10 protein-coding genes are annotated in these 13,471 nt (G+C 62.1%); 4 read left to right on the top strand and 6 right to left on the bottom strand.

Annotated elements, in window-relative coordinates; genetic code table 11:
- The first annotated feature begins 127 nt into the window (after window positions 1-127).
- The 4 genes from prpD to R4P64_RS09775 all read left to right on the top strand — a co-directional run bounded on the left by prpD (window position 128) and on the right by R4P64_RS09775 (window position 7,202).
- Window positions 128-1,630: a 2-methylcitrate dehydratase PrpD gene (prpD, locus tag R4P64_RS09790; protein WP_095888331.1), complete on the top strand. Its 1,503-nt coding sequence runs from the start codon at window positions 128-130 to the stop codon at window positions 1,628-1,630.
- Complete coding sequence (gene prpB / locus R4P64_RS09785) at window positions 1,630-2,547, top strand: methylisocitrate lyase (RefSeq protein WP_317820574.1); 918 nt, start codon at window positions 1,630-1,632, stop codon at window positions 2,545-2,547. Before prpD ends, prpB begins: the two co-directional genes overlap by 1 nt.
- Window positions 2,544-3,665 carry a bifunctional 2-methylcitrate synthase/citrate synthase gene (locus tag R4P64_RS09780; RefSeq protein WP_317820572.1) on the top strand — a complete coding sequence of 374 codons (1,122 nt, stop codon included), beginning with the start codon at window positions 2,544-2,546 and terminating at the stop codon, window positions 3,663-3,665. The genes prpB and R4P64_RS09780 overlap by 4 nt, the downstream gene beginning before the upstream one ends.
- A gap of 150 nt (window positions 3,666-3,815) precedes the next feature.
- Window positions 3,816-7,202, top strand: coding sequence for a pyruvate carboxylase (locus tag R4P64_RS09775; protein WP_317821075.1), 3,387 nt, complete (start codon window positions 3,816-3,818; stop codon window positions 7,200-7,202).
- Window positions 7,203-7,259: 57 nt separating this feature from the next.
- Here the strand turns inward: R4P64_RS09775 and R4P64_RS09770 are convergent, their stop codons facing one another.
- The 6 genes from R4P64_RS09770 to R4P64_RS09745 all read right to left on the bottom strand — a co-directional run bounded on the left by R4P64_RS09770 (window position 7,260) and on the right by R4P64_RS09745 (window position 13,215).
- A complete protein-coding gene (locus tag R4P64_RS09770; protein ID WP_317820570.1) occupies window positions 7,260-8,297 on the bottom strand; it encodes a polysaccharide deacetylase family protein in 1,038 nt (345 codons plus the stop codon).
- The gene (locus R4P64_RS09765) at window positions 8,284-9,087 is read right to left on the bottom strand and encodes a class I SAM-dependent methyltransferase (protein ID WP_317820568.1); all 804 of its coding nucleotides are present in this window, start codon (window positions 9,085-9,087) and stop codon (window positions 8,284-8,286) included. Before R4P64_RS09765 ends, R4P64_RS09770 begins: the two co-directional genes overlap by 14 nt.
- A gap of 221 nt (window positions 9,088-9,308) precedes the next feature.
- Window positions 9,309-10,493 carry a fumarylacetoacetase gene (gene fahA / locus R4P64_RS09760; protein WP_095888696.1) on the bottom strand — a complete coding sequence of 395 codons (1,185 nt, stop codon included), beginning with the start codon at window positions 10,491-10,493 and terminating at the stop codon, window positions 9,309-9,311.
- A gap of 2 nt (window positions 10,494-10,495) precedes the next feature.
- Window positions 10,496-11,356: a hypothetical protein gene (locus R4P64_RS09755; protein WP_317820566.1), complete on the bottom strand. Its 861-nt coding sequence runs from the start codon at window positions 11,354-11,356 to the stop codon at window positions 10,496-10,498.
- Window positions 11,353-12,552 carry a homogentisate 1,2-dioxygenase gene (locus R4P64_RS09750; RefSeq protein ID WP_033234024.1) on the bottom strand — a complete coding sequence of 400 codons (1,200 nt, stop codon included), beginning with the start codon at window positions 12,550-12,552 and terminating at the stop codon, window positions 11,353-11,355. Before R4P64_RS09750 ends, R4P64_RS09755 begins: the two co-directional genes overlap by 4 nt.
- A 111-nt stretch (window positions 12,553-12,663) precedes the next feature.
- Window positions 12,664-13,215, bottom strand: coding sequence for a MarR family winged helix-turn-helix transcriptional regulator (locus tag R4P64_RS09745; protein ID WP_033234025.1), 552 nt, complete (start codon window positions 13,213-13,215; stop codon window positions 12,664-12,666).
- Between the last annotated feature and the right edge of the window lie 256 nt (window positions 13,216-13,471).

The following is a 13,471-nucleotide window of genomic DNA, read 5'->3' as shown; positions in this document are numbered from 1 at the left end:
CGAAGTTCGCAACGTTCGCAACTTTGCAAGGTCGCTGTTGCACAAATCGGCATATGCAAGCCCTTTTGTGGGGTCCTCCGCGCTGCGTAGCGTGCAAATAGATACTGAAACACGTGGAAAGAGGATCATGAAGACGCATCTCGTACGCACTCGCCGCTCGGCCGAAGAGTTCCCCAAGGATGAGCATCTGGCGTGGAAGATCGCGGAAGTTGCGACAGATTCCGTCGAGGTTGCCGATGCGACTGCCGACATGATCGTCAACAGAATCATCGACAATGCATCCGTCGCCGCGGCCTCCCTGGTGCGCCGTCCGGTCGTCAATGCCCGTGCGCAGGCACAGGCTCATCCCTATACCCCCGGCGCTACGGTCTTCGGTGTCAGTGGCACCTTCTCACCGGAATGGGCAGCGTGGGCCAATGGCGTCGCAGTTCGTGAACTCGACTTCCACGACACCTTCCTCGCCGCTGAGTACTCGCATCCCGGTGACAACATTCCACCGATCCTCGCGGTGGCCCAGCACACGGGGCGCGACGGCAAGGACCTGATCCGCGGACTTGCAACGGGATACGAAATCCAGATCGACCTGGTTAAGGCAATCTGCCTGCACGAGCACAAGATCGACCATGTCGCTCACCTCGGCCCCTCGGCCGCCGCCGGTATCGGAACCCTGCTCGGCCTCGACACCGAGACGGTCTACCAGGCGATCGGTCAGGCACTGCACCTGACGACGGCCACCCGTCAGTCCCGCAAGGGCGAAATTTCCAGCTGGAAGGCATACGCCCCGGCGTTGGCCGGCAAGGTTGCCGTCGAAGCTGTTGACCGTGCGATGCGCGGGGAAGGTGCCCCCTCGCCGATCTGGGAAGGCGAAGACGGCGTCATTGCGTGGATGCTCGGCGGACCCGAGAAGGAATACCACGTTCCGCTGCCCGGTACCGGTGAGTCGAAGCGTGCGATCCTCGATTCCTACACCAAGGAACATTCCGCGGAGTACCAGAGCCAGGCTCCGATCGACCTCGCACGTCGGATGCGTTCCCGCGTAGGCGATCTCGATCAGATCGCATCGATCGTCCTGCACACCAGTCACCACACGCACGTCGTGATCGGCACGGGTTCCGGTGATCCGCAGAAGTTCGATCCCACTGCTTCGCGTGAGACACTTGACCACTCGGTGATGTACATCTTCGCTGTGGCCTTGCAGGACGGTACATGGCATCACGAGCATTCCTATGCTCCCGAGCGTGCACAGCGCCCGGACACGATCGAGTTGTGGAACAAGATCTCCACGCGCGAAGACCCCGAATGGACCCGCCGCTACCACTCGATCGATCCGGACGAGAAGGCATTTGGTGCCCGCGCCGAGATCACTCTCGAGAGCGGTGAGGTCATCATCGACGAACTTGCCGTGGCCGACGCACATCCGTTGGGCGCGCGTCCGTTCGCTCGCGATCAGTACATCGCAAAGTTCCGCACCCTCGCCGAGGGCGTCATCGAGCCGGGCGAGCAGGACCGCTTCCTCGACGCTGCGCAGCGCACTGCAGAGCTGAAGGCGGGTGAGCTGAACCAGCTCACCTTCACGGTCTCCGACGACGTACTCGCTCGGGCTCCCAAGGTCACCAAGGGGATCTTCTGATGACGGGCCTCATCGCGGCGTCGACGTCGGCAGCAGACAAGCGCGTCGCTTTCCGGGCAGGCTTGACGTCGGGCAAGATCCAACGTCTGCCTGGTGCGATTAACCCGTTGACAGCCAAGTTGATTCAGGAAATCGGCTTCGAAGGTGTCTACGTGTCCGGCGGTGCGTATTCTGCCGGACTGGCGCTTCCCGATATCGGATTGACCACGCTCACCGAGGTAGCCGGACACAGCAAGCAAATCGCTCGCGTCACCGACCTTCCGACGCTCGTCGACGCGGACACCGGATTCGGTGAACCGATGAGCGCAGCCCGCACGGTCACGATCTTCGAGGACGACGGCATTGCCGGCCTGCATCTCGAAGACCAGATCAACCCCAAGCGGTGCGGGCACCTCGATGGCAAGGCAATCGTGCCGACCGAGGACATGGTGCGACGTATTCGGGCGGCCGTGTCTGCGCGCCGTGATCCGAACTTCGTGATCTGCGCCCGAACCGACGCCGCGGGAATCGACGGTATCGATGCCGCGATCGAGCGTGCCAAGGCCTACGCCGATGCCGGCGCCGATCTGATCTTCACGGAGGCTCTCGCCACCGAGGCCGACTTCGAGAAGTTTCGCGCGGCGGTCGACGTTCCGCTGCTCGCCAACATGACCGAGTTCGGAAAGTCGAATCTCATCTCGGCAAAGACGTTGGAAGAGATCGGCTTCAACGCCGTCATCTACCCCGTGACCACCCTCCGGCTGGCGATGTTCGCCATCGAAAAGGGACTTCGCGAGATTCATGCAGAAGGCACTCAGGAAGGCCTGCTCGGTGAGATGCAGCACCGCAGCCGTCTCTACGAGCTTCTCGAGTACGAACGTTACAACGAATTCGACAGTGGCATTTTTAATTTCAGCTTGGAGGGGAGTAGGACATGACCGAACAGATTCCGACGATCTACAAGGGTTTGGCGGGAGTTGTCGTTGACACGACGGCGATCTCCAAGGTGGTGCCCGAGACGAATTCGTTGACGTATCGCGGTTATGCGGTGCAGGATCTTGCCGCCAACTGCAGCTTCGAAGAAGTTGCGTACCTGCTCTGGTATGGCGAACTGCCAACTCCGGAGCAACTCGAATTGCTTTGTCTGCGTGAGCGTGCGGCTCGCCGCGCCGATCGGTCACTGCTGTCACTGCTGGCGAAGATGCCGGACAACTGCCACCCGATGGACGTGGTCCGCACTGCCATCAGTTACCTCGGGGCCGAAGACCCGGCGGAGGACGACAATTCGGCGCAGGAGAATCTTGCCAAGGCCCTGCGCATGACGGCAATCCTGCCGACGATTGTTGCTGCTGATTTCCGTCGTCGTCGTGGCCAGGACCCCATCGCGCCGCAGTCCGAACTGGGTTTCGCCGAAAACTTCCTCACCATGTGCTTCGGGAGTGTCCCGGAACCGGCGATCGTGAAGGCCTTCGAAGTCTCGCTGATCCTGTACGCGGAGCACTCATTCAATGCTTCCACTTTCGCTGCCCGCGTGGTGACCTCGACGCTGTCCGACATCTACAGCGCCGTGACAGCGGCTATCGGTACGCTCAAAGGCCCGCTGCACGGCGGGGCTAACGAAGCCGTCATGCACGACATGCTCGAGATCGACGATCCTGATCGTGCGGAGGCATGGATGTCGGCCAAGTTGGCCGCCAAGGACAAGGTGATGGGCTTCGGACACCGTGTCTACAAGAACGGTGACTCGCGGGTTCCGACCATGAAGGACGCCCTCATCGAGGTCGCTGCGGTCACCGATGGCGAGAAGTGGGTGCAGATGTACGACATCCTCGAGAAGACGATGGTCAGCGCCACCGGAATCAAGCCGAATCTCGACTTCCCCACGGGTCCCGCTTATTACCTCATGGGCTTCGACGTCGAGATGTTCACTCCCATCTTCGTGATGAGTCGAATCACCGGGTGGACGGCGCACATTATCGAGCAGGGTCAGTCCAACGCCCTGATCAGGCCGCTGAGCCAGTACTCCGGCGTGCCGCAGCGAACGGTCGTGGCCTGACACCTTCAGACTGCGTCGGTGAGGTTCGGTTCTGGCATCACCGTCTCCTGGCCTCGTCGACGCTTCTCCACGCATGGCCCGCACATTTCCGTGCGGGCTATGCGCATTTCGCGGTACCGAACCACACTCGACAGCGAGGTTTTCTTCTCCATGTTCTCCAAAGTGCTTGTCGCCAACCGAGGCGAAATTGCCATTCGCGCGTTCCGCGCTGCCTACGAACTAGGTGCCGGAACGGTGGCTGTGTTCCCGTACGAGGATCGGAACTCGATCCACCGGTCCAAAGCCGATGAGAGCTACCAGATCGGGGAGAAGGGGCATCCTGTTCGTGCGTATCTCTCAGTGCCGGAAGTGGTTGCCGCAGCGAAGAAGGCGGGCGCCGACGCCGTCTATCCGGGTTATGGATTTCTTTCGGAGAACCCTGAACTCGCGGCAGCATGTGCCGAGGCGGGTATTACGTTCGTGGGGCCGTCGGCCGAGGTGTTGGAGTTGACGGGAAACAAGGCCCGCGCAATCGCAGCAGCGCGAGCAGCGGGACTGCCGGTTCTCGAGTCTTCCGAACCGTCCACCGACATCGACGCGCTGATGAAAGCTGCGGAGTCGATGGAGTTCCCGATTTTCGTGAAAGCAGTCGCTGGCGGCGGCGGGCGGGGAATGCGCCGCGTTGCCGAACGCTCACAGTTGCGGGAATCGATCGAAGCTGCTGCCCGAGAAGCTGAGTCGGCGTTCGGCGACGCCACCGTGTTCCTCGAGCAGGCAGTGGTCGACCCACGCCATATCGAAGTGCAGATCCTCGCTGACAGCGAGGGCAACGTTATCCACCTGTTCGAGCGCGACTGCAGTGTGCAACGACGCCATCAGAAGGTCGTAGAAATTGCGCCTGCTCCAAACCTTCCGGCCGGACTGCGCGAGAAGATCTGTGCCGATGCCGTGGCCTTTGCGAAAGCCATCAACTACTCGTGTGCCGGCACCGTCGAGTTCCTGCTCGACACTCGTGGCAACCACGTGTTCATCGAGATGAACCCGCGAATCCAGGTGGAGCACACTGTCACCGAAGAAGTGACGGACGTCGATCTGGTCCAGGCGCAACTCCGAATCGCTTCGGGTGAGACCCTCGCCGATCTGGGACTTCGGCAGGAGTCGATCGTTCTGCGCGGCGCGGCACTTCAATTGCGCATCACTACCGAGGACCCGGCAAACGGCTTTCGGCCGGACATCGGGCGCATCACCGCTTACCGCACACCGGGTGGTGCCGGGGTCCGCCTCGACGGCGGCACGACGCTCGGTGCGGAAGTCGGCGCTCATTTCGATTCCATGCTGGTGAAGCTGACCTGCCGCGGACGCGATCTCCCCACAGCCATCTCGCGGGCCAGGCGCGCAGTCACCGAATTCCGCATTCGTGGAGTTTCCACCAATATCCCCTTCCTGCAAGCAGTTCTAGACGACGCGGCCTTCCGTGCGGGCGAGGTGACAACATCGTTCATCGAGGAACGTCCCCGGCTTCTGACGTCGCGGGTATCGGCAGACCGTGGAACGAAGATCCTCACCTATCTCGCCGACGTGACGGTGAACCAGCCGAACGGAAAGCGGCCGTCGCAGGGCTATCCGCACGACAAACTCCCGAAAATCGACCTGACCACGACACCGAAAGACGGTTCCAAGCAGCGACTTGTGGAGTTGGGTCCGGCGGGTTTTGCTGCTGCCTTGCGTCAGCAGAATGCCGTGGCCGTCACGGATACCACATTCCGTGACGCGCATCAGTCACTTCTCGCGACCAGGGTTCGTACCAGCGGTCTCCTCGCGGTGGCCGGCCATGTGTCTCGGATGACTCCGGAACTGTTGTCCATCGAGGCTTGGGGTGGTGCAACTTATGATGTGGCGCTCCGCTTCTTGAAGGAAGATCCATGGGAGAGGCTCGCGGCGTTGCGTGAAGCAGTTCCGAATATCTGCTTACAGATGTTGCTGCGTGGCCGTAACACCGTCGGGTACACGCCGTATCCGGAAAAGGTGACCACCGCGTTCGTGGAGGAAGCTGCCCGTACCGGCGTCGATATCTTCCGAATCTTCGACGCTCTCAACAACATAGATCAGATGCGACCGGCCATCGACGCAGTCCGCGAGACCGGCACGACAGTCGCGGAGGTGGCGCTCAGTTACACCGGTGACCTGTCGAATCCCGCGGAGAAGCTCTACACGCTCGACTACTACCTCCGCCTCGCGGAGGAGATCGTGGAAGCGGGAGCTCACGTTCTCGCGATCAAGGACATGGCAGGATTGCTTCGGGCACCTGCCGCCGCGACTCTCGTTTCCGCACTGCGGAGCAACTTCGACCTTCCGGTGCACGTCCACACCCACGACACTCCGGGCGGACAGCTCGCGACTTACCTGGCGGCGTGGCAGGCCGGCGCCGACGCGGTGGACGGCGCCTCTGCTCCGATGGCCGGAACCACCAGTCAGCCGGCGTTGTCGGCGATCGTGGCTGCCGCGGCTCACTCCGAGTACGACACTGGAATTGATATTGCGGCCGTGTGCGACCTGGAACCCTACTGGGAGTCATTGCGAAAGGTGTACTCACCGTTCGAGTCCGGTGTTCCGGCGCCGACCGGCCGGGTCTACACACACGAGATTCCCGGTGGCCAGCTGTCCAATCTACGCACCCAGGCAACGGCATTGGGTCTAGGTGAACGTTTCGAGGATGTCGAGTCGAAGTATGCGGCGGCAGACCGGATGCTGGGGCGTCTCGTCAAGGTGACGCCGTCATCGAAGGTGGTCGGCGACTTGGCTCTTCACCTGGTGGGTGCGGGAGTGAGCGCCGATGAGTTTGCTGCAGATCCTGCGAAGTTCGATATCCCCGAATCGGTGATCGGCTTTCTGCGTGGCGAATTGGGTACTCCGCCGGCCGGTTGGCCGGAGCCGTTCCGTACCAGGGCATTGGAAGGCCGTGGTCCGGCAAAGCCCGAGGTGAAGCTGTCCGTCGAGGATACGAAAGCGCTTGACGGAGAATCCGGGGAAGTCCGGTCGACGTTGAACCGGTTGTTGTTCCCTGGTCCGACACGGGACTACCTGGAACACCTCGAGCATTACGGCGACACCTCGAGGCTTTCCGCAAATCAGTTTTTCTACGGTTTGCGCCGCGGCGAGGAACATCGCGTGAAACTCGAACCTGGCGTGGAATTGATCATCGGACTCGAAGCGATCTCCGAGCCGGACGAGCGCGGGTTCCGGACGGTGATGTGCATCCTCAACGGTCAACTGAGGCCGGTTTCGGTGCGAGACCGGAGCGTCGCCGACACCGTTCCGGCTGCAGAGAAGGCTGACCGGAGCGTTCCTGGGCACGTTCCCGCACCATTTGCCGGAGTGGTGACATTGACTGTCGAACCGGGGCAGAAGGTCTCGGCTGGTGACACGGTTGCCACGATCGAGGCGATGAAGATGGAGGCCTCGATCACCGTGCCATGCGCCGGTACGGTGGCCAGGCTCGCCATTGCCCCGTTGGCACAGGTGGAGGGTGGTGACTTGCTGGTGGTGATCGAGCCGTAAGTACTTCCGATCGACGCCGGGCATCGTGCAGACGGTGCCCGGCTGCGGCCGATCGTGTTACTGGAGCAGTTGCCCTCGGATAAGTCCGTAGTCTTCGCGCAGCCATCGGGTGAACTGGTCGCCGTCCATCTCGGTGGCCTGTACCCGCGGTAAGGCGCAGGGGTCGTCACTGCCTATCGCAGGCATGGGCACGCTGGTGCACGCGACGTCGATGCCGAGTTCGCGGACCGCAGCCCGGGCAGTGTCGTCGAAACGCCCGTACGGGTAGGAGAATCGAGTGATCGGACGGCCGGACAGCTCCTCGATCTTGCGGTGTCCGGCGCTGATCTGCGTGCGCTGTCGATCGGCCGGAAGGTCTGTCAATGAGACGTGGTCGAGCGTGTGACTGCCGAGGGTGATCAGCGGGTGATCTGCGAGTTGCGCGAACTGTTCCGCGTCGAGGGCCACTCGCGACGTTGGCGTCGTCGCCATTCGACCTCCCCAGGCCAGCACATGATCGATCGCGTCGTCCTGCTCGGTCGGCTCCAGCACGACGATTGCGTCCCAGAGCGCGCGAAACAACGCTTGACGGGAGGTTGTGATCTCGCCGCTGTCGGCACGCCAGCGCGCATTCGTCGCGCTGTCGCCGGGGCGCTCGTTCAGCGTGAAGGTCCGCCGGCCTTTTCCGAACGGAAAATCCAGCCGATCCGGTAGTGGTTCACCGCTCGGCACGGCGCGTTGCAAACCGTCCCACCAGAATTCGCGGGTGCGACCGACGGCGTTTCCGATGACAAAGATGGTCGCCGGAATCTCGTAACGTTCGAGTACCGGCAATGCGGCGACAAGATTGTCGACGTAACCGTCGTCGAATGTCACGGCCAACTGGGAACCGGTGCGCGTATAGGCATCGCTGCCCGCAAAGTTCGCGAGGTCGACGGCGGCACGCGCCTGGGAGAGTACTGCCATCTGGTCGTCGAATGCGTTCGGGGAGATGCAGATTGCCCAGGGGTCGTAGGTCTCCTCGCTGATGCAGTGGTACATCAGGATGCCGCCGCGGCGCCGTTGTTTCCGGGCGCGTAGTCGGAGCATCCGGGCGAGGGCGTCACGCCTCGACATCGTCGCCCTTGCGTGCTGCGACCGTCACGATGACGGGGTACTCGGGGTCGAAGACGTTCAGTTCCTGCCTCTTCAACTCGCGGTCGGCCATGCCGTGCAGGAACGCTGTAGCCGACAGCACATTGCCGAACGCCCGCACGTCGACGCTCTCGCGGGGGAAGGGGCCGCCGAACAGTCGATTCACGGCCAATTCCGTGAACGACCAGTACCAGGTCGAGTTCCACACCGGGTCGGCGATCTGACTGATGCCGGGCACGGTGCACAGCACCACTCCGCCGGGCTTGAGAATGCGATGGAGCGTCGCCACTGCGGCGTTCGTGTCGAAGATCATCTGCAGCGTCTGCGTCAGGATGATGCAGTCGTAGGTGTTGCTCGGCACGTTCGGTGCGTCGGTGAGATCGGCGACGTAGGTCGCGTCTTCCACGTCTGCGACGTGCAGCATGTCTGAACGGGTGACACCTTCACCGAAAGCCTCGGTGTAGGTCCGCTCGCCGATCTCCAGCACGGATCCGGTGATCAGGTGGCTGTTCGTGTCGAGAAAGTTCTCGATGTAGAAGCGATCGATCGGACGTCCACGCTCGAAACCGTATTCACGGCAGATCGGCTCGATCCTTCGGAGGTCGCCGAAACGCACCTTGCCGATGCGCGGCTTCTGTCGCCGATCATTGATTGCTCGGAGCACACGGCGGTAGTTGTCCTCACCCAGAACCGTGCGGGCAAGTGAAGTCCTACTGCGCTGGAGAAGCGTCATCGTCAATCCGTTCTCGGTGTCGGCCAACGGAGTCGGCACAGCAGGCGCAGTCGTCCGAGACCTGGGAACCAGCTGTGTACTCCCTGTGAGTTAGGCGAACCTTACCTAAGGTGGATGCGGCAGCTGTCAGGGGGTCCCGCTGGAATCTCCCAGGGGCGAACGAAGAGTTCGGTGCGACCGGAACGACGACGACGCCGCACAGGAGTCCCACCGAAATAGCGGGGACCTGTGCGGCGTCGAGTCGAGCTATGTGGTTGTGCTTATCGATCTGCCTGCGTGGCCGGGAGGATACGTGCGCTGACCTCACCGAACCCGATGCGTGAACCGCCGGCTGCTGGTGCGGTGGCCGAGATGGAGATGACATCTCCGTCTTCGAGGAAGGTGCGAGTCTCGTCGCCGACAGCGACGGGTTCTTTTCCGCCCCAGGTCAGTTCGATGAAGGCGCCGCGCTGGTTCTTCTCGGGGCCCGAGATGGTTCCGGACGCAAAGAGATCGCCGGTACTCGCGACCGCTCCGTTGATGGTGGTGTGGGCCAACATCTGCGCGGGTGACCAGTACATCTGCGCGTACGGCGGACGGGAGACGACGTGACCGTTCCATTCGACAGCGAGGTCGATGTCGAGTCCCCACTTTTCCTCGCCGCGCAGGTAGGGGAGGGGTTCGGGATCCTGGACGGGAGTGTCGATGCGGGCAGCTTCGAGAGCGAGAAGCGGGACGACCCACGGGGAGATGGACGTGGCAAAGCTCTTGCCCAGGTTGGGGCCAAGCGGGACGTATTCCCACGCCTGAATGTCGCGGGCAGACCAGTCGTTCACGACAACGGCTCCGAAGACGTGGTCGGCAAATTCGTCAGGCGTGATGGAATCGCCCATCTTCGAAGGGGTTCCGACGATGAATCCCATCTCGGCCTCGATGTCGAGGCGGCGCGACGGTCCGAAATCCGGGTTCGCCTGGTCAGGGCTCTTGCGCTGGCCACAGGGACGAATGATGTCTGTGCCGGATACGACGACGGTGCTCGAACGCCCGTGGTAGCCCACGGGAAGGTGCTTCCAGTTGGGCATCAGGGGAGCGGAATCCGGGCGGAAGAGACGGCCGAGGTTGGTGGCGTGATTCTCCGACGCGTAGAAGTCGACGTAGTCGGCCACTGTGATCGGCAGATGCATCTCGACGGAGTCGATGGAAAAGACTGCGTCGGAGGGGATTTCCCCGGTTGCAAGTTCGGTGATCTGGTTGCGCACGGATACCCAGCGATCGCGGCCTTGTGCCATGAACGCGTTCAATGTCGGTTCCGAGAAGACGGAATCGCCCAGTGCCACTGCAAGGTCGATGACAGAGTCACCCACTCGAACGCCGACACGCGGAGCGCCGCCTGCGGGGGAGAACACACCGTATGGCAGATTGTCGAGCCCGAAGAGCGAGTCGGCGGGAATGTTGATGGTCGTCATGGTCATGCGAGTGTTCCTTCTGTCTTCTCGGACCGGTTGATCAGTCCCAGGTCTTCGAGTTCGGTCAGTGGGTCTGAGATGCTGCAGGTGCCGAACGAGAGGAAGCGTCGACGCACGTCCTGGTCATCGAGTTCGGACACGCTGTGTGCGAGAGCGGTTCCGTCACGTTCTGCCAGCGCGGCAACTACATCGGACCGATCTGCGCCGGTCGCCGCAGCGCCGACTGCCGACAGGATGTTGAGGAAGCCGTGCTGCTCGAAACCCGTATCGGGATCTGTGTTCCGTACGGCATGATGCAGCCCTGCCGTGGCCTTGAACGGAATACCAGCGCGGACAACGGAAATGATGGCGTCAGCGAGTTCGTTCTCGTCGGGATACGCCTCGGCCTGAACGCCGCCGGTGCGGAACTTCGCGCTGTAACCGGCTTTTTCCAGCGCGGCAATGTAGCTGTCGCGTCGGTCGTCGCGGGGAACCTCGACAAAGATGTCGATGTAGGGATACGCGGCGTGAATGCGCGCCAGCTCGTCGAAAGCATGATCGGCCGCTACGCCGGAAGGTGTTCCAACCTCCACCGCTACGACATCGACGCCGGGGATGGCCAAGGCCTTCGCCACCGCTGCCGCAGTGGCGTCCGGACCGGCAGGAACTGTGAGGCTCAGTGCCACAGGATGATCGGCAGAGATGTGAGCGGAGAGTTCGTCCAATCGCGATGCGGGAAAGACGAAGGGGCCGACCAATGCGGAGTAGCCGGCTTCGAGGTACGACTGATGCGACGGAACTGCTTCGGCGAGAGGCGCATTGCCGGGTGGGAACAGGGCGGCGTCGTCGCACAGACCGCGCAGAAGTGGGGAGATGACGGTCATTGTGCAGGCCCCCGTCCGGCCCAACTCCAGGCGTAGTTGTCATCTTCGCAGGCCAATGCGCCTTCGCCGAGTTCGAGCGGCCGGAACGTGTCGACCATGACGGCCAGCTCGTCGAAGAACTCTGCACCGATGCTGCGCTCGTACGCTCCTGGCTGCGGGCCGTGTGCGTGTCCGCCGGGATGAACCGAGATGGAACCCTGGCCGATGCCGGAACCCTTGCGTGCTTCGTAGTCGCCGCCGCAATAGAACATGATCTCGTCGGAGTCGACATTGGAGTGGTAGTACGGCACGGGAATCGACAGCGGGTGGTAGTCGACCTTGCGTGGCACGAAGTTACAGATCACGAAGTTGTTGCCCTCGAACGCCTGATGCGCCGGCGGCGGCTGGTGAACGCGGCCGGTGATGGGTTCGTAGTCGGAGATGTTGAACGTGTACGGGTACAGGCAACCGTCCCAGCCGACCACGTCGAAGGGATGCGTCGGGTAGACCATGCGGGTTCCCACGATGCCGGCCGACGTCCGGTGCTTGACCAAGACCTCCACATCGGTACCTTCGGCGATCAGGGGAGCCGTGGGTCCGTGTAGGTCGCGCTCGCAGAACGGTGCGTTCTCGAGCAACTGGCCGAATCGTGAGAGGTAACGCTTGGGTGGAACGATGTGGCTGTTCGCTTCGATCGCGTAGGCGCGTAGTGGCTTGTCGCCCTTGGGGATCCAGCGATGCGTCGTGGACATCGGGATGAGGACGTAGTCGCCTTCGCGTGCTTCGAGTGCGCCGAATACCGTTTCGACAGTGGCTTCACCGGATTCGATGTAGACCATCTCGTCGCCGATTGCGTTGCGGTACAGGGGCGATGCCGCGCCGGCAATGACGTAGGACAGGCGGACGTCGGCATTGCCGAGGATCAGGCGCCGTCCGGTCACCACATCCGTTTCGGCCCAGATACTTTCCGGGAACAGGTCGTGCAGCTTCAGATGCCGCGGTTTGAGTGGGTGATTGGGCGTGGTGCTCTGGTCACGCAGTTCCCAGAGCGTGGCGTCGACGATCGCCGACGGAATCTCACGGTGGTACAGGAGCGACGAGTCGGAGGAGAATCCTTCTTCGCCCATCAACTCCTCGTAGTAGAGGTTTCCTGCTTCGTCACGGTGCTGAGTGTGACGCTTCGGGGGGACATTGCCGAGTTGTCGGTAGAACGCCATGTCCGGCCTCCTTCTGTGCTGTTTCCGTCTGACTCACGTTGACCAGATAGTAAACACATTAACTAAAATGATGTGACAGGTGCAACCCTTCAGGGGGTGCGGGTTGTGTTGTTAGTTCCGTCCGCGCACGTCGAACTGGCTGCGATTGCTGATCAGTTTGTCCAGGAGCATCACAAGAATCCGCTGCTCAGCTTCGCTGAGGACGCTGACCCACGCGTGTTCGCGCTCGTTCTGCTCGCGAAACGCCTCGACCATCGCGTCTCTGCCCATCTCGGTCAGGTAGAGCTGCACCGAACGGCCGTCGTTCTCGGTGGGGCGGCGATCGATCAAGCCGTCGGCCAGCAGTGATTTGGACAGGTTCGATACGGCCGCCCGACTCATTCCAGTGAGCTCGGCAGCGGCTTTCGGCTCGATCGGCCCGGCCAGCCAGGTCACGAACATCAGGCGGAAGGATGACCACGACCAGCCGCGTGGTCGGTGTATCGACGACTCGAGGTCATACGTGACCACGTTGGATGCGCGGTTGAGTGTCAGGAGAACCTCGGTGGCGAGGTGGTGGCGAAAGCCGTGCTCGTCGGACAGTCTTTTGTTCGCCAACTCGATGAACGACCAAAAATTGAGCTCTCCGGCCGTTCCCTGAGTTTCTTCTGCTGCGGCTTCCATGGCGTCACTCTAGCGCGATCAAGAGGCACGTTTGTATATGAATGTACTAAAAAGGCGCGAAGCCCCTGTGCGCCTTTCCAGTAGTGCCCACTACCAAAAAGGCGCACAGGGGGGGGGGGGGGGGGGGGGGGGCCCCCCAAAAAAACCCCCCCCCCCGGGTTTCCCCCCCCCACCTGTTTACCCCCCCCCCCTAAACCCGCCCCCCCCCAAGGTTTATAACAGGCCCCGTAGCGAGGGCCCCCAAACCCGCCCCCCG

It is taken from the genome of Rhodococcus sp. IEGM 1366, from assembly GCF_033142425.1.
Lineage (GTDB): Bacteria > Actinomycetota > Actinomycetes > Mycobacteriales > Mycobacteriaceae > Rhodococcus_F > Rhodococcus_F globerula.
Note: the sequence above shows the minus strand (reverse complement) of the source record. Positions and strands in the feature narration are given on the sequence as shown.

What these genes read in the sequence shown, in the direction of transcription:
- prpD (WP_095888331.1), top strand. Translation starts at nt 128, where the DNA reads ATGAAGACGCATCTCGTACGCACTCGCCGCTCGGCCGAAGAGTTCCCC.
- prpB (WP_317820574.1), top strand. Translation starts at nt 1,630, where the DNA reads ATGACGGGCCTCATCGCGGCGTCGACGTCGGCAGCAGACAAGCGCGTC.
- R4P64_RS09780 (WP_317820572.1), top strand. Translation starts at nt 2,544, where the DNA reads ATGACCGAACAGATTCCGACGATCTACAAGGGTTTGGCGGGAGTTGTC.
- R4P64_RS09775 (WP_317821075.1), top strand. Translation starts at nt 3,816, where the DNA reads ATGTTCTCCAAAGTGCTTGTCGCCAACCGAGGCGAAATTGCCATTCGC.
- R4P64_RS09770 (WP_317820570.1), bottom strand. Translation starts at nt 8,297, where the DNA reads ATGTCGAGGCGTGACGCCCTCGCCCGGATGCTCCGACTACGCGCCCGG.
- fahA (WP_095888696.1), bottom strand. Translation starts at nt 10,493, where the DNA reads ATGACGACCATCAACATTCCCGCCGACTCGCTCTTCGGGCTCGACAAT.
- R4P64_RS09755 (WP_317820566.1), bottom strand. Translation starts at nt 11,356, where the DNA reads ATGACCGTCATCTCCCCACTTCTGCGCGGTCTGTGCGACGACGCCGCC.
- R4P64_RS09750 (WP_033234024.1), bottom strand. Translation starts at nt 12,552, where the DNA reads ATGGCGTTCTACCGACAACTCGGCAATGTCCCCCCGAAGCGTCACACT.
- R4P64_RS09745 (WP_033234025.1), bottom strand. Translation starts at nt 13,215, where the DNA reads ATGGAAGCCGCAGCAGAAGAAACTCAGGGAACGGCCGGAGAGCTCAAT.